The sequence below is a fragment of the Flavobacterium difficile genome (assembly GCF_011392115.1).
GTDB classification, from domain to species: domain Bacteria; phylum Bacteroidota; class Bacteroidia; order Flavobacteriales; family Flavobacteriaceae; genus Flavobacterium; species Flavobacterium difficile.
The window spans coordinates 52,067-67,889 of record NZ_JAAJBT010000002.1 but is presented as its reverse complement, the minus strand read 5'-3'; the positions used below and the strand labels follow the sequence as shown (position 1 = coordinate 67,889).

Here is a 15,823-nt window from a genome sequence, read left to right as displayed (position 1 = left end):
TTTTACTGATAAATGCTCTATTTCAATCAATTATCGAACTTTTCAAATTTTGAATTTAAACTTATGAATTCAGGAACAATGTGTTTCATTTTAATCACTAACGAATCTAACTTATTCGCATTAGCCAAATCAATTAACGCTAAAACCTCTTCATTCAAAGAAATATAATGATCTGTATCATCTTTAGCAATCATAATTTTATGATGATATGTTGGCAAAGTTGTAGAAGCATCAGTTAATAATTCTTCAAATAATTTTTCTCCAGGACGCAAACCTACAACTTCGATTTTAATTTCTTCTTCAGGTATAAATCCAGCTAATTTGATCATTTTATAAGCTAAATCAATAATTCTTACCGGTTCACCCATATCAAAAATAAAAATCTCACTTCCATTACCCATAGCTCCAGCTTCCAAAACCAATTGACAAGCTTCTGGAATAGTCATAAAATACCTGATAATATCTGGATGAGTAATAGTAATTGGCCCACCTGAATTAATTTGTTTCGTAAATAGTGGAACAACAGAACCATTTGATCCCAATACATTTCCAAAACGTGTGGTAATAAACTTAGTAGAAGATTCACCCATTTGATCTAAATAAATGGAGAGCGATTGTACGTATTTTTCTGCAATGCGTTTACTTGCTCCCATGATATTACTCGGGTTTACAGCTTTATCAGTTGAGATTAAAACGAATCGTTCTACCTTATATTTCACGGCTAAATCTGCTAAATTTTTTGACCCTAGTATATTCGTAAAAACTGCTTGACTTGGATTTTTTTCCATCAAAGGAACATGTTTGTAAGCAGCTGCATGAAATACAAATTCAGGTTTGTATTGTTCAAATAAATTCTCTAATTGTTCCTTATTTCTAACATCTGCAATTACTGGAATTATTTCTACAAACACATGACTTAATTCTAAGGCCAACTGATGCAAAGGTGTTTCAGCTTGATCCAATAAAAGTATTCTTGCCGGAGAAAAACAGATAATTTGCCTTACAATTTCACTACCTATTGAACCGGCAGCACCCGTTATTAAAACGGTTTTATGAGATACTTTATTTGAAATATTTTCAGTATTTAAAACAATTTCATCTCGATTTAATAAATCTTGAATTTCAAAAGTTTTGATTTTCTTTGAAATATTTTTTTGTAAATTCCAATCAGATATTACAGGAATGGTTAATAACTTAACATTATCCTCTAAACATTCATCCACTAAAGCTAATTGTTCATTTTTTGTTAACACATGATTAGAAACAATCAGAACTTTTGCATTTAAGTCTTTTAAAATGGATGCCACATTTTGGTTGTAGTGGTAAATAGGCAATCCTAAAATTTGTTTGGTAACATTTTTATTAGAACTATCAATAAAACCAACCAATTTGTATCTTTTCGGGTATTCTGCTTGGATGGCATTTGCTAATGAAATTGCATTCGAATCGGTACCGTAAATAGCTACATGCTCTAAATCTTTTTGACTGCCTGCATCTAAATAAACTTGATACACTATTTTAACAACTATTCTAAAAAATAAAAGAAAAATAAAAGAAAATAGGAACGTAAGAAGTAAAGCTGGCATTAAAAAAATTTTTGCTCCTGCTTTGTAAAAATGCGCATAGTTTAAAAACGACAAAGCGATAAAAGAACTAAAGGTAGCTTTGAATAAATTATAACCATCATTCAATGTAGAATGTCTAATTATTCCAGCATAGGTTTTGAAAACAAAAAAGAAAAAAGATTGAGTCGCTAAAATAATTATTGTTCTTCCTGTTAAATCAAGAGTATTATAATATTTGAACGTTAACTGAGAAATTAAAAAATAAGTAACAATATTAGCAAAAATGACGATACATATATCTATAGAAAAAATGATCCATCTTGGCAAATAACCAAAATGTAAGATTTTATCTTTTGAGAATAAGTCTGAAAAGGTCGATTTATTTGATAATTTATTACTTTTCACTTTTAAAATTTGGCTTACAAATGTAACAAAATTTGCTTATGAAACCTGATTTATAAGGTAAAGAAATCTTTGATAACTTTTTCTATCCTTAAACGTTCTGCAGCTTTTAAATTAGATCCAGATGGCAAACACAAACCTTTTTCAAATAAACTTTCAGAAACAGTTGCCCCATAAAAAGGGGAATTTTCAAAAACAGGTTGCAAATGCATCGGTTTCCACAAAGGTCTTGTTTCTATATTTTCAACTTCAAAAGCCAATCGTAACGCTTCTCTTTGTTCAAAAGAAGTTAACAAAATAGCCGATAACCAATGATTCGAATAAAAGTCAGAGGAAGGTTCTGTCAATACTGTAACGTCAGAAATCTCAGCAAATAATTCTTTATAAAACTGATGATTGGCTCTTCTTAGAGCGACATGCGCATCTAAAACTTCCATTTGTCCACGACCAATTCCTGCACAAATGTTACTCATTCTATAATTATAACCAATTTCAGAATGTTGGTAATGTGGCGCATTATCACGAGCTTGAGTAGATAAAAAAACGGCTTTATCCTTTAATGCTTTAGTATGCGTTACCATAGCACCTCCACCAGAAGTGGTAATGATTTTATTTCCATTAAAAGACAAAGCTGCGATTGCTCCAAAAGTACCACATTTCTGACCCTTATATGCGCTTCCTAAAGCTTCTGCACTGTCTTCTAAAATTGGAATTTCATATTGTTTAGCCACTGCGCTAATTTCATCCATTTTTGCTGGCATCCCATATAAATGTACAGGAACAATTGCTTTTGGTTTTTTACCTTTAGCCATTCTGTCTTTAATGGCTTCCTCCAAAGCAACCGGACACATATTCCAAGTATCATATTCACTATCAATAAAAACTGGAGTAGCGCCTAAATAAGCAATAGGATTGGCGGAAGCTGAAAAAGTCATGGATTGACAAATTACCTCATCACCAGGTTTTACATCTAACATAATTAATCCTAGATGTAAAGCCGCAGTTCCAGAACTAAGAGCGCCCACATAAACATCCTGATTTAAATAACGTTCAATATCCGTTTCAAAATTATTAACATTTGGTCCTAAAGGTGCTACCCAATTAGTAGCAAAAGCTTCTTGTACATATTTTTGTTCGGTTCCACCCATATGAGGGGAAGACAACCATATTTTTTCTTGTGTCATTACGAATGAAATTTGATAGGTTTGGCTGGAATTCCAACTGCTGTACAATTTTCAGGAAGCGATTTAGAAACCACTGCTCCTGCTCCAATTGTAGTATTTTTCCCAATTGTTAATTGATTAATAATTTTGGCGCCTGTGCCTACATAAACGGCTTCTTCCAACACCACTTCACCTGAAACATTTACCGCTGGCATTAACGATACAAAATTCTCTAAAACGGTATCATGACCAATAGTACAAGCTAAATTTAACGTTACATAATCCTGTATTGCAATATTACACGTTAAGATATTTCCTGCGCAAATTATTGTGCCTTTACCAATTGTAACTTCATCTATTCCTATTAATACAGTTGGATGAATTAAAGTTTCAAAAATTACATTTACATTGTCAATTAATGTCACCACCTTTTTTTTATACTCAGGATTTCCCAAAGCAAGCGCCACAGATAAAACTTCTGTCACAGCATTTAAGTCGGAAACTTTTCCTAATACAGGTAATCCATTAATTAATGTACCTTTTTCTTTTCCATCATCAAAATATCCGATGCATTCGTACTTTTTTTCAACCGCATTGATTTGGTCGATAAGCATTTTTACTTCTCTACCAAAACCACCAGCGCCAATTATTGCAATTTTTTTCATATTTGGGGGTTAATATTGTCCTTGAAAAGGTTCTATTGTAGCCGCATTTTCTGCCGAAATCCCTTCTCTAATTATTACTTTTTTCAGGGTCATGAGTAAAATTTTCACATCTAAAACCAATGAAATATGATGTACATAAAAAACATCTAATTCGAATTTTTTTTCCCAAGAAATCGCATTTCTCCCATTCACTTGAGCCCAACCAGTAATGCCTGGTTTAACTGTATGTCGTTGATTTTGGTATTCGTTATACAAATGTACATAATCAGTTAATAAGGGTCTAGGACCAATAATACTCATATCCCCTTTTATGACATTCAACAATTGTGGAATTTCATCTAAAGAGGTTTTTCTAACAAACTTACCAACAGCCGTTAAGCGCTCCGAATCGTGTAATAATTTTCCTGAAGCATCTTTTCTATCATTCATGGTTTTGAATTTGATAATTGAAAATACTTCACAGTTTTTTCCAGGACGACGTTGAATAAAAAACGGTTTTCCCTGATTCGCAAAAAACAACAAAACAGTCACCAATAGAAATACTGGCAAAAGGATAATAAATCCCATCACAGCAAGTAGAAAATCTAAAATTGGTTTTACTATTTTTGAATACATATTGCTTAACTCTTTTTACTTTTTACTTGGCTCTTTTAACTTGGCTCTTGCTCCTTTTTACTTGGCTCTTTTTACTTTTTACTTGGCTCTTTTAACCTGGCTCTTGATCCTTTCTACTTGGCTCTTTCCACTTGGCTCTTGATCCTTTTTACTTGGCTCTTTTAACTTTTTACTTGGCTCTTTTAACTTTTTACTTGGCTCTTTTAACTTTTTACTTGGCTCTTTCCACTTCCCACTTGCCTCTTTATAATCTCATAACTATGTTTAGGTGTCACATTATTGATAAAATACTGATACCCATTTTCTCCCATTTGTTTACAAAGTTGCGGATTTGAACGCAATAAATCAATTTTTTCTTTGATTAGATTGGGTTGGTTGGAAGGTGCCCAAACTCCAGCTTTTACTTCATCTTGAATAATGGTTCCGTAATCTGTATTTTCATCAATGGCTGCTAAAACGGGAATTTTAGCATTGAAATAACTCAACGATTTGGATGGAATATTCGGAATGGTAAAATTTTCATGTAAAGCAATCAAACCACAATTGGCTACTGAAATAATATTTTGATAATCTTCACGAGGTAAAGAATTCTTAATGACAATGTTTTTAAGGTTTTTTTCTTTTATTAATTTTTCAATTTTCGCTTTCTCCGTTCCTTGACCTACGATAAAAAACAAGACTTTATCTTCAGGTTGAAACAATTCGGCAACTGCTAATATATTTTCTAACTTTTGAGGCAAACCAATATTTCCACCAAAAATAATCACGAAATTATCATCAAAACTGTATTTGGTTCTTAAAGCAATTACATCATCAGAAAATTGTGGAATTTCTTTTTGCCAATTCGGTAATAAATGTAATTTTTCAGTGGAAACATTTGCATTATGGTGAATTACATATTCGATATTTCCTTGCGACATACAGCCAATTTCATCAGCCACTTCGTATAATAAATGTTCTTTTTTTCGAAAGAAATTGTATAACATTCCACCTTTCTTCATCATACCTAAATCGACAGCATTTTGTGGAAAAATATCTCTTAAAATCAAATACAATTTCGATTGATAGTTCTTTTTTAACCAACTCGCCACATCAACTAAACTTATTGGTGGCGTTGGCATAAGTATCAAATCTAAAGCTTCAGATTTGAAATATTTTTTAATCGCTTTTTTATATTGAAAAGGCAACAACACATTCGCAATTCCTTTTTGAATTGGATTTACGTTTAATAACGGAAGTGTTTTTACACGAATAACCTGAATACCCTCTTCCTGAATCAAGCCAACTTCATTATCACTTACAGCTGGTGCCACCACAAAAACGTCATGACCTTGATCGCGAAATGCTTCCATCAAATCGGTATATAAATTACTCGAACTAGGAATTTTAGGATAAGCTAAAGCAAGGAAAATAAGTTTCATATTATGAAGAGCCAAGTAAAAAGTAAAAAGAGCCAAGTTTTTGAAAAGTAAAAAGAGCCAAGTTTTTGACAAGTAAAAAGATACTTGTTTTCCATGTTTTGTTTCATAAGTTATTTTTTATTTGAATGATTTACAATTGCGCTTAAAATATTTTTTATCTCTTTACTTTCTTGAATTAAAATTTCAAGTTGAATATCTTTATTTTCAGTTAATTCCTTTAAAATTCTTAACCAATAATTAGATTCTCTAGCTTCTCTTAAAGAAATTTTTACTTTGTTTATAAAATCAGCTTTTGAAGAACCTGCTTGAGACGCTTCGTAATTTGCACCAATTGAAGTACATGATTTCCCTAATTGAAATCTCACCAAATTATTCTCAGGATTTGTTTCTAATTTTCTCAAATATTTCAAACAGTCAACCCCAAAATTAAATGTTCTTTTTAATAAATCGTTTTCTTTCATTGCTTGGCAAATATTTATAGTACTTGGCTCTTTTAACTTGGCTCTTTTAACTTGGCTCTTCACACTTTTTACTTGGCTCTTTTCACTTTTCACTTAGCTCTTTTCACTTTTCACTTAGCTCTTTTCACTTTTTACTTGGCTCTTTTCACTTGGCTCTTCACACTTTTCACTTGGCTCTTTTTACTTGGCTCTTACTTCTTACTCCACACCACTCGGTTCACATAATCCGTATAACTCAAAATGATACGAACCATTTTTTCAGAAACATTAGGCATCGAATAATCGGCTACTGGGCGGAAATTTCGTTCTGAACCTGTTTTTTGCGATTGCAATTGTACTAAGCCTTGCATGATTCTTTCAGGCGAAAGTCCGACCATCATGACAGATGCTTCTTCCATCGCTTCAGGTCGTTCGTGTGCTTGACGAATATTTAAGGCTGGAAAATTCAAGATCGAAGATTCTTCTGAAATCGTTCCACTATCTGACAATACGGCAAAAGCGTGCATTTGTAAGGCATTGTAATCGTTGAATCCCATGGGTTTTAAAAACTGAATTTGTTCACGAACTTTAACCTTTTCACTTTCAATTTTATTACGAGTTCGTGGATGCGTGCTTACGATAATTGGCAACTTATAGTTCTCGGCAATTTGATTTAAACTTTCAATTAGACCATTAAAATTTTCTGGATTATTGATATTTTCTTCACGATGCGAAGACACAACAAAATACTTTCCTTTTTCTAGATTTAAAGTAGATAAAATTTCAGATGCTTGAATATTTGGTAAATAATGATTCAAAACTTCAAACATGGGCGAACCAGTTTTGATAATTCTATCAGCAGGCAAACCTTCACGAAGTAAATATTCACGAGCGATATCGCTGTACGTTAAATTCACATCAGAAATATGATCAACAATTTTACGATTCGTTTCTTCAGGCACTCGCTGATCAAAACAACGATTTCCAGCTTCCATGTGGAAAATCGGAATTTGACGTTTCTTTGCAGGTATCGCACACAAACAACTATTCGTATCACCTAATACCAAAAAAGCATCCGGTTGAATTTCGTCTAAAAGCGGATCGATTGTAATTAAAATTTGCCCAACTGTTTCCGTAGCTGTTTTTCCAGCAGCATTTAAAAAATAATCGGGTTTACGAATCCCTAAATCGTCAAAAAAGATTTGATTTAATTCGTAATCGTAATTTTGTCCGGTATGCACCAAAATATGCTCAATCGCTTCAGAAGCATCCAAAGCCGCCATTACTCGCGACAAACGAATGATTTCTGGTCGCGTTCCTACTACTGTTACTAGTTTTAGTTTTTTCATATATCTTTTTTTAAGCTCCAAGGCAAAAGTTAAAAGTAAAAAGTTTCGTTTATAATAACTACACTTTTATTATTTTATCACTTTTTACTTAGCTCTTTGTACTTGATTCTTTTTACTTGACTCTTTTCACTTGGCTCTTGGCTCTTTTAACTTGACTCTTTTCACTTGGCTCTTTCTACTTGGCTCTTGGCTCTTGGCTCTTGGCTCTTTCTACTTGGCTCTTTCCACTTGGCTCTTTCCACTTGGCTCTTTCCACTTGGCTCTTTCTACTTGGCTCTTGGCTCTTTTCACTTGGCTCTTTTAAACCACTTCAAAATACGTATCAGCATCATTTGGATTGAAAAATTCATTGATCCAAAAGTTCGTATATAACATATCATCACCGATATTTTTGATATTATGTGTGTACCAAATGGGCATATCCACATAAGCCGGTTCGTCTCCATTTAATTCAAAGTTTAAAACCTCATCCGTTCCAATTTTTCTCAATTGAATTAGAGCTTTTCCTTTAATTACGGCGAAACGTTCAATTTTTCTGGTATGAAAATGATTGCCTCTTGTTATTCCTGGAACAGTGGTGGAAAAGGACACTTGTCCGCCCACTTCCAACCGAATAATTTCTACAAAACTTCCCCTGCTATCGGTGTGTTGCGTTAATTTTACTGGAAAATGAGTGGCAATATCCATATAACATCTGTACGTATTGAATAAATTTAATTCGAAAGTTGATGTTAAAGTGGGAATACTTCCTTTGTCTTGATATTCCGTTTTATACTGTTGTAATAAAGCTAAAATCTCAGAAACTTTCTTTTCAGAAGTATGAGAAATTTCTAGTTTTGACTGATGCTTTTGGGTTCTGATTTGTTGGATGATTTCTTCTACTAATTCGCCTACATAAATCAATTTTAAATCGCCATCTATAGCAATCTTCGGAGTTTCATGGTGAGAAACTTGATAACAAAATGTGGCTACAACCGAATTATAGAAAGGTTTCCCGAAAGGTCCGAAAACATTTGGAATTACTAAACCTGTAAAAACAGCTTCATTTTTATTAGCCCAATTGGCAAGTAGTTCTCTGCCTTCTTTTTTTGATTTTCCGTATAAATTATCACGTTCTTCCTGACTAGAAGAAGAAACTAAAACATGTGGTTTCGAATTTGTTCTTTCTAAAGAAGCCACTAATTTTTGAACCAAATTCACATTCGTTTCATAAATTACTTCCTGACTTTCGTGACGATTCATAGCCGCTAAATGGACAATTACATCACATTGTGAAACAAATTGATCCAAATCACTTTCCGATTCGAAAAAATTACGTTGAAATTCGACACGTTGAAATTCATCTGGAAATAATCCTAATGTATGGTATAAATGTTTGCCTACGAAACCGTCTTGGCCTGTGATTCCTATTTTCATAATTATAAAGAGTCAAGTAAAAAGTAAAAAGAAACAAGTTCTCGAAAAGTAATGAGTTGCTTCATTTATTATTTGTTTGAATGGTTTACGATTGCTCCTAATATTTTTTTCAATTCTTGACTTTCTTGTAATAAATTGTTTAATTCTATATTTTCTTTCTCGATTAATGCCTTAATAATTCTTAACCAATAATTTGATTCTCTAGCTTCTCTTAATGAAATTTTAACTTTATTAAGGAAATCTGCTTTTGATGAACCTGCTTGAGATTCTTCATAATTCGCTCGAACTGAAGTACACGATTTTCCAAGTTGATATCTGATAAGATTACTTTCAGGTAAACTTTCAATGGTTCTTAAAAATTTTAAAACTGCAACTGCAAAATTAAAAGTTCTGTCTAACAAATCATTTTGTCTCATTTTCAATACATTTTATATGGCTTATATTTAACTTTTACTTGACTCTTGGCTCTTTTCACTTGGCTCTTTTCACTTTTTACTTGGCTCTTGGCTCTTGGCTCTTTCTACTTGGCTCTTGGCTCTTGGCTCTTTTCACTTGGCTCTTGGCTCTTGGCTCTTTTCACTTGGCTCTTTCTACTTGGCTCTTGGCTCTTTCCACTTGGCTCTTTCCACTTAGTTCTTCTACAAATCAAAATATTTATTAATTTCTTCTCCGTAAATATCTTTTCTGATTAAAGGTAATTTCAACAATAATTGTTTCATTTCTTCCACGTTTAAAATAGCTGTATTATGAGAATGATATTCTTCTAATTCTGTTACTTGCACATCACCTTCAGAAAAATATTGTTCGTAATTTAAATCTCTATTATCTGCAGGAATTCTGAAATAATTACCACAATCTTCCGCTTTAACCATATCTTCTCGATTCACTAAAGTTTCGAATAATTTTTCCCCATGACGTGTACCGATTATTTTAATTTCTGTGTTAGCATTATAAAGTGATTTTAAAGCTTTTGCTAAAACTTCAATGGTACAAGCTGGAGATTTTTGCACGAATAAATCGCCTTGATTACCATTTTCAAAAGCGTAAAGCACCAAATCTACTGCGTCTTCCAAAGTCATCATAAAACGTGTCATATTTGGATCGGTAATCGTAATGGGTTTACCTGCTTTCATTTGGTCTACAAACAAAGGAATCACTGAACCACGAGATGCCATAACATTTCCGTATCTAGTACCACAAAAAATTGTTTTAGTATCGTCTAAATTACGAGATTTGGCAACCATCACTTTCTCCATCATTGCTTTCGACATTCCCATTGCGTTGATAGGATAAGCGGCTTTGTCTGTACTTAGTACCACTACTTTTTTTACTTCGTACTTTTCTGCGATGGTCAATACATTATCTGTTCCAATGATATTGGTTTTTACGGCTTCCATGGGAAAAAATTCACAAGAAGGCACTTGCTTTAAAGCGGCTGCGTGGAAAATATAATCAACACCTTTTATTGCTGCGTCTATACTTTGTGCGTCACGAACATCGCCCAGATAAAATTTTACTTTATTGTTATTGACTTTTTTTCTTAAATCGTCTTGTTTTTTTTCATCACGACTTAAAATTCGAATTTCCTTAAAATGATCGGTAAGTAAAAACTGACTCAATACCGCGTTTCCGAAAGAACCCGTTCCACCAGTTATTAATAATATTTTGTCTTTAATTTTCATCTTTTGATGTGATTATTTGTAAATATTTTTGCGCTCTAACTTTAGCCGTATCAAAGCTTTTAAGTTGTAATAAGCCATTTTCAATAAGTTGTTTTTGCAGCGTTAAACTTGAAGCTAAATCTACAATTTTATTAGCAATATCTTCTGCATCAATTGCGTCAAAATAAGACGCGGCTTTTCCACAAATTCCTGTTGCAAATGATAAGTTGGATGTCAAAATTGGTTTTTGCATAAACATAGCTTCACAATACGATGCGGAAAAGCATTCTAACAAAGTGGGTAAAAATAAGAAATCACATTGAGAATATAGGTTTGGACATTGTTTAATTGACACTTTACCTAAAAATTCTATATTTTGATTTAAAGAATCAGATTCTGAAATTCCAAATTCGTTTCTATCAATCGTAAGAAAAAACTTGAATTGAAATTCTGGAAAATTTTCTTTTAAAACAGGAATTACTTTTTTAATTATTCCTAAATTCTTATGTGGATAATTGGCAGAAATAGTCAGTAATTTAATAGTATCTTCAGCTTCATTTAGGACTACTTTTTTATCCCAAAGTGATTCATTTTCAAAAATTTGATTGTAATAATTTGTAACGGTGTGTACTTTCTGAGTCACTTTTTCTTGAAGAATTTTAGTAACATCAGTACTTTCTGTTATTAAACCTTCGTTATTATTTCTAAAATCGAACATATGGAAAAACTCCTTAGCTTTCAACTTAACTTTTTGAAAGAGTGAAAGTTGTTTAAAATAAGGAGAATTTTTATAAATATAATCTGGTTTTGCAAATCCGCAAATGTGTTTCGCTTTTGGTTGCCAATATGTAGGTCCAAAAACAGAAAAAACCACTTCAGGATTATATTTATCTTCAAGATCAGACAGGAATTTATCAGTACCAAAAATAGCTTTGTAGGCAGAAGGCTTTATAGAATAATGAAAAAACTTAAAGTTATCTGGAAATTCGGTTTGATCGATTTGGTACTTTAAAAAATCGGACAAAACTACAATAAATTGGTGTTCCACATTAGTTTTAATTTCATATAAAAACGAATGTGCTACCTGCAAACCACCACCAACTTTTAAGTTGGAACAATTAATTAAAATAATCATTTCACAGGAATTGTTTTTTTAATAAAATATAAAAGCATAATAGGCAAATAGTTCGTAATTGGAAACATTATGAAAGATATCATACCGTCTCGCCATATTTGAAACAAAACCATATTGTACAAAAGTAACAATAAAAAACCAGGATGTTTATAATTCACGTTTTGGTAAACATGGAACAAATAACTATAAAATCGAGCCAAAAGAAAAGGAATGAAAAACACCCCTAAGTACCTAAAATTAGCATACGATTCTCCACTTAACATTGAAATTTGTCCCAATTCTCCAAACTCTCTACCTGAAATTGAAATATCAAATTGCCATTGATTTAATCTTGGTTTACTTGCCCATATTTTTTTTGGCACCCAAAAAAACAAAATAGGTTGATAGGTTCCGCCATAAAAAATAATGTCTTTTACATCAATGGCACCTACCATAGCTGCACTTTGTTCAACAAATGATAAATCGCCCGATTCCCCCGAAACCACTTCTTCATAAGAATCTGAAAGTACTTCTGTTAAACGGATCGTTTCACCTTCTTGATAAGATTTACCGATTTCTTTCAAAGGAAAACTTAATAAAAGTAATACAAATCCCAATACTACAAATTTAAGAGGCGGATACTTTAATTGCTGTATTTTTAAATACAACAACAAAACAAAAACAAAAGGTAAAATAACTCGAAATCGCAACGTTCCTTGCAAAGAATACGCCACAACCATTATGAAAAAGAAAACTACATAATACCAAACAAAACCTTTTTCATACAGTAAAATAACCGCAGAAACTATTCCTAAACTACCTAAAATTAGAGGAATTGTATCATACACAATTTCTTCACTTGATAAACCAGGTACAAATGAAAAAAAGACAAATCCAAATATTCCCAAAGGAACTAATAACAACAAATAACTTTTTAATAAAATAGATTTCTTTTCTTTAAGTTCCTGAAATTTTTGAGTAAAACGTTGTCCTTTTTTTTGAAACTTTTTTGTGAAAAGATGAAATCCAGCAAAAAAACCAAGTAAAGAAATATCAGCTAAAAAAATCGCTTTCTCAATTTCTTCAACAGTTACAAAATTACTATACCATTGATTTGAAATAATTTTAGCATCAAAGAAAAAGATTTGAACACACTTGAACGTAACGAAAAAAACATGAAAAAGAAGGAAAATAACAGATGGATTGAGCAAATCAAATTTTTTATTTAAAAATAGATAAGCAAATAGAGAGACCACTAAAATTAAATCAAAATAAATCATCGTTTTTCAATTAATTGCATCAAACTAGTTCCCCACATTTCTGGAGTTATTTTCTTTGACAGTTGATAACTTATTTCACCCATTTTTTTAATTTCTTCATTTGATTTAGCATGCATCGCAAGCATGGCTTCTTTCAATTCTTTTTCAGAATTTGGCGCAATCACAAAACCGTTAGCTGTTGGCGTAACAAAGGTACTAGCTGCACCACAAACAGATGTTGTAACTATAGGCAATCCGGCCGCTGCAGCTTCATGAAGCACCACACCCCATGGTTCATACAAACTTGGCAAACAAAAATACTGTATCTCATCTAATAAAGTTACTATTTCTTTTTGACTCATAAAAGGATAATATGTGATACCAGGATAACTCAAATTCAATTTTTGTTGCAAACTTCCACTTCCTACAACAACTAATGGGGTTGTAATTTGTTGCGAACTATACAATTCGCGATGAACTTTTAATAATAAAGCAATCCCTTTAACAGATTCTAATCGAGCAATAAATAAAATCTTCTTATACACTCTTTTAGTTTTAGTTTGTAAATAGGCTGCCTCAAACAACGATACATCAGCTGTATATTGTGGAAAAATTATCTTTTCTTTTTGATACCCCAAAAGCCTACAAAAACGATATTGCAAACTACCAGGAACTTGCATATGAGTAAAATAACGTTTATAAAGATAAAAGGAAAAAAATATTGATATATAATTTTTTAAACTTCCCAAAAACTGATTATCAGAATTACCAACTACTATACATTTTTTTTTCTTGGCATATGCAGCTAAGGTCAAATAACTTTTATCCATTCTACCAGAAACTAAAATAAGTTGTGGTTGCAATAAATCATATAAAGCCAATAAGTCTTTTTCCGAAAAATCACTTTGCCTATAATACGTAATAGCTTCATGTTTTGGATGTTGATAAGCTGTAATTTTTTTAGATTCATCCCAACAAACTACATGCAATCGGTATGCCGGATATGTAGCAGCAAATGTTTCAAAAGCCACTACATTGTAAGGCATTACTTCGGCATATAAAACTAGTAAATTATTCATAAGCCATCAATTTTTGTAGAAATTGTTGTTGAAAAGCCTGCCAAGTATAGTGTTGGGCTATTTGATGGGATTGCTTCCCCATTTCCAACCTAAGTGAAGGATGGTGATACATGAATTTTAACTGATCCACTATAGCCGTAATGTCGCGTATAGGAACAACTACCCCTTCAGAAGGAGAGGAAATTAAATCAGGTAAAGACGTATTATCGGTAGCAATAACAGGCAAACCAGTAGCCATTGCTTCTAAAATAACCTGTCCGAATCCTTCACAAATAGAAGGTAAAATAAAAACATCGGACTGATGGTATCCAGTTAAAAGTTCTTCAAAACTGGCAGCAATATGTATTGTACAATGCGCTAATTGAAAACTTTCTACCAAATTTACATCTAAAATACCCCTACCAAAAATATCTAAATGAATGGGGTAATTTTCATTTTGCAATTGTTTTATAGCAGCCAACAAATAATAAATTCCTTTGCGTTGGTTAATACTTCCAACAAATATGACACGTAAATGATCTTCTTTAAAAACACGTGGTTGATACTCAAATTTTGAGAGAGTAACACCATAAGGGACCACATGTACCGGAGCAAGAACTCGATCAAAATCTAAGGTTTTTTTGGTAAATGAACTGGCACAAAAAATCAAATCTGCCCGATGCGCCTCTTCTTTTAATTGTTCTAAATGTGGTGAATGTTGTAATTCATGTTCTTGTGCGAGCGAAAATTTTGCTTCTGGAAGAGCCTCTATCTCCTCTTGATACAACTTCTGAATGTATGTAGGATGAGGATGCAATTGAAATAAAATTTTCTTCAATGCTGGATTAAGCCTATCAAAAGCAGGAAGTGCATAGTAACTGTAAGCTATAAGTGCCGTTTGATACTTATTTGCAACACTGGCTCCTTTAACAGACAAAGCATTATCTTTATATATCTGGAACGACTGTTTCTGAAAAATCTTATACAAAACCAACCAAAACACGGCCAACCAAGACGTTTTTATATGAGTAAGTGGAATACTATTCTGTTTTTTTAGAAGAAACCTAAAAATATAATCATCTGTCACCAAAAACTGTAACTTATTTGCTGTAAATAAGGCTTCAGCCACTTTATAGCCATCACGATTACCCGAATGAAGCACCACATATTTCTGATTCACCTTTGTCATTGTAGTAAATTTCTTATCGTTTTGGCTGGAACACCTCCAACTAAAAAATGCGCAGGTACATCTTTCACAACTACGGCACCTGCTGCTACTACGGCATGATCGCCCACAATTTTTCCTGCGGCAACAACTGCTTGTGCTCCTATCCAGACATGATGACCAATAATTGCATTTTTCTGAACCAATGGTGTATAAAAATGAGGATGAGTTGACTTTTGATCCAATGGATGTTCATCTAATCCTATGCAAACATTGGGTGCTAAGGAACAATAATCACCCAATACAGCATGATGAATATTTAGATTATGACCATAAGTATATTTCCCGATAACTGCTTGATCTGAAATACTTGTAGTGCCTGTAAATACACACCCTTTTTGTATTTTAGCTCGCATAGAAACAGAACAAGATAAAGTAATTCTAACACCTTTACTATTCCAATAGCAATAGGAAACCAGTCGAGTTAGAAAAGACAAACAATCGGATAAAATACTTTTACACAAAAAAAA

The 15,823-nt window shown here is 32.6% G+C and carries 15 protein-coding genes; all 15 read right to left on the bottom strand.

Going from position 1 to position 15,823, the window contains the following annotated elements; translation table 11 throughout:
• Positions 1–26 precede the first annotated feature (26 nt).
• Positions 27–1,970: a polysaccharide biosynthesis protein gene (locus G4D72_RS03175; protein ID WP_166076163.1), complete on the bottom strand. Its 1,944-nt coding sequence runs from the start codon at positions 1,968–1,970 to the stop codon at positions 27–29.
• A gap of 50 nt (positions 1,971–2,020) precedes the next feature.
• Positions 2,021–3,151, bottom strand: coding sequence for a DegT/DnrJ/EryC1/StrS family aminotransferase (locus G4D72_RS03170; protein ID WP_166076162.1), 1,131 nt, complete (start codon positions 3,149–3,151; stop codon positions 2,021–2,023).
• Positions 3,151–3,795, bottom strand: coding sequence for an acetyltransferase (locus G4D72_RS03165; RefSeq protein ID WP_166076161.1), 645 nt, complete (start codon positions 3,793–3,795; stop codon positions 3,151–3,153). Before G4D72_RS03165 ends, G4D72_RS03170 begins: the two co-directional genes overlap by 1 nt.
• Positions 3,796–3,804: 9 nt before the next feature.
• Positions 3,805–4,410 carry a sugar transferase gene (locus tag G4D72_RS03160; RefSeq protein ID WP_166076160.1) on the bottom strand — a complete coding sequence of 202 codons (606 nt, stop codon included), beginning with the start codon at positions 4,408–4,410 and terminating at the stop codon, positions 3,805–3,807.
• Between the two features lie 203 nt (positions 4,411–4,613).
• Positions 4,614–5,831: a glycosyltransferase family 4 protein gene (locus tag G4D72_RS03155; RefSeq protein WP_166076158.1), complete on the bottom strand. Its 1,218-nt coding sequence runs from the start codon at positions 5,829–5,831 to the stop codon at positions 4,614–4,616.
• Positions 5,832–5,941: 110 nt separating this feature from the next.
• Positions 5,942–6,385 carry a four helix bundle protein gene (locus G4D72_RS03150; RefSeq protein ID WP_317165223.1) on the bottom strand — a complete coding sequence of 148 codons (444 nt, stop codon included), beginning with the start codon at positions 6,383–6,385 and terminating at the stop codon, positions 5,942–5,944.
• 98 nt (positions 6,386–6,483) lie between these two features.
• On the bottom strand, positions 6,484–7,620 hold the full coding sequence (gene wecB, locus G4D72_RS03145; RefSeq protein ID WP_166076157.1) for a non-hydrolyzing UDP-N-acetylglucosamine 2-epimerase: 1,137 nt from the start codon (positions 7,618–7,620) through the stop codon (positions 6,484–6,486).
• A 300-nt stretch (positions 7,621–7,920) separates the two neighbouring features.
• Positions 7,921–9,039 (bottom strand): polysaccharide biosynthesis C-terminal domain-containing protein, encoded by a 1,119-nt coding sequence (locus G4D72_RS03140; RefSeq protein WP_166076734.1) that lies wholly within the window; start codon positions 9,037–9,039, stop codon positions 7,921–7,923.
• A gap of 65 nt (positions 9,040–9,104) precedes the next feature.
• Positions 9,105–9,452, bottom strand: a complete 348-nt coding sequence (locus G4D72_RS03135) for a four helix bundle protein (protein ID WP_166076156.1) — start codon at positions 9,450–9,452, stop codon at positions 9,105–9,107.
• 222 nt (positions 9,453–9,674) lie between these two features.
• Entirely contained in the window at positions 9,675–10,718 is a 1,044-nt protein-coding gene (locus G4D72_RS03130) for a polysaccharide biosynthesis protein (protein ID WP_166076155.1), read from the bottom strand.
• Positions 10,708–11,832, bottom strand: coding sequence for a glycosyltransferase (locus G4D72_RS03125; protein WP_166076154.1), 1,125 nt, complete (start codon positions 11,830–11,832; stop codon positions 10,708–10,710). Before G4D72_RS03125 ends, G4D72_RS03130 begins: the two co-directional genes overlap by 11 nt.
• On the bottom strand, positions 11,829–13,091 hold the full coding sequence (locus tag G4D72_RS03120) for a hypothetical protein (protein WP_166076152.1): 1,263 nt from the start codon (positions 13,089–13,091) through the stop codon (positions 11,829–11,831). The genes G4D72_RS03125 and G4D72_RS03120 overlap by 4 nt, the downstream gene beginning before the upstream one ends.
• The gene (locus G4D72_RS03115; protein WP_166076151.1) at positions 13,088–14,149 is read right to left on the bottom strand and encodes a glycosyltransferase; all 1,062 of its coding nucleotides are present in this window, start codon (positions 14,147–14,149) and stop codon (positions 13,088–13,090) included. The genes G4D72_RS03120 and G4D72_RS03115 overlap by 4 nt, the downstream gene beginning before the upstream one ends.
• Positions 14,142–15,317: a glycosyltransferase family 4 protein gene (locus G4D72_RS03110; RefSeq protein WP_166076150.1), complete on the bottom strand. Its 1,176-nt coding sequence runs from the start codon at positions 15,315–15,317 to the stop codon at positions 14,142–14,144. Before G4D72_RS03110 ends, G4D72_RS03115 begins: the two co-directional genes overlap by 8 nt.
• The gene (locus tag G4D72_RS03105) at positions 15,314–15,817 is read right to left on the bottom strand and encodes an LbetaH domain-containing protein (protein ID WP_166076149.1); all 504 of its coding nucleotides are present in this window, start codon (positions 15,815–15,817) and stop codon (positions 15,314–15,316) included. The genes G4D72_RS03110 and G4D72_RS03105 overlap by 4 nt, the downstream gene beginning before the upstream one ends.
• Positions 15,818–15,823: the final 6 nt, after the last annotated feature.

Excerpts from the sequence above, each read along its gene's own strand:
- G4D72_RS03130 (WP_166076155.1), bottom strand. The coding sequence starts at position 10,718 with ATGAAAATTAAAGACAAAATATTATTAATAACTGGTGGAACGGGTTCT.
- G4D72_RS03110 (WP_166076150.1), bottom strand. The coding sequence starts at position 15,317 with ATGACAAAGGTGAATCAGAAATATGTGGTGCTTCATTCGGGTAATCGT.
- G4D72_RS03125 (WP_166076154.1), bottom strand. The coding sequence starts at position 11,832 with ATGATTATTTTAATTAATTGTTCCAACTTAAAAGTTGGTGGTGGTTTG.
- G4D72_RS03135 (WP_166076156.1), bottom strand. The coding sequence starts at position 9,452 with ATGAGACAAAATGATTTGTTAGACAGAACTTTTAATTTTGCAGTTGCA.
- G4D72_RS03165 (WP_166076161.1), bottom strand. The coding sequence starts at position 3,795 with ATGAAAAAAATTGCAATAATTGGCGCTGGTGGTTTTGGTAGAGAAGTA.
- G4D72_RS03170 (WP_166076162.1), bottom strand. The coding sequence starts at position 3,151 with ATGACACAAGAAAAAATATGGTTGTCTTCCCCTCATATGGGTGGAACC.
- G4D72_RS03120 (WP_166076152.1), bottom strand. The coding sequence starts at position 13,091 with ATGATTTATTTTGATTTAATTTTAGTGGTCTCTCTATTTGCTTATCTA.
- wecB (WP_166076157.1), bottom strand. The coding sequence starts at position 7,620 with ATGAAAAAACTAAAACTAGTAACAGTAGTAGGAACGCGACCAGAAATC.
- G4D72_RS03115 (WP_166076151.1), bottom strand. The coding sequence starts at position 14,149 with ATGAATAATTTACTAGTTTTATATGCCGAAGTAATGCCTTACAATGTA.
- G4D72_RS03155 (WP_166076158.1), bottom strand. The coding sequence starts at position 5,831 with ATGAAACTTATTTTCCTTGCTTTAGCTTATCCTAAAATTCCTAGTTCG.
- G4D72_RS03160 (WP_166076160.1), bottom strand. The coding sequence starts at position 4,410 with ATGTATTCAAAAATAGTAAAACCAATTTTAGATTTTCTACTTGCTGTG.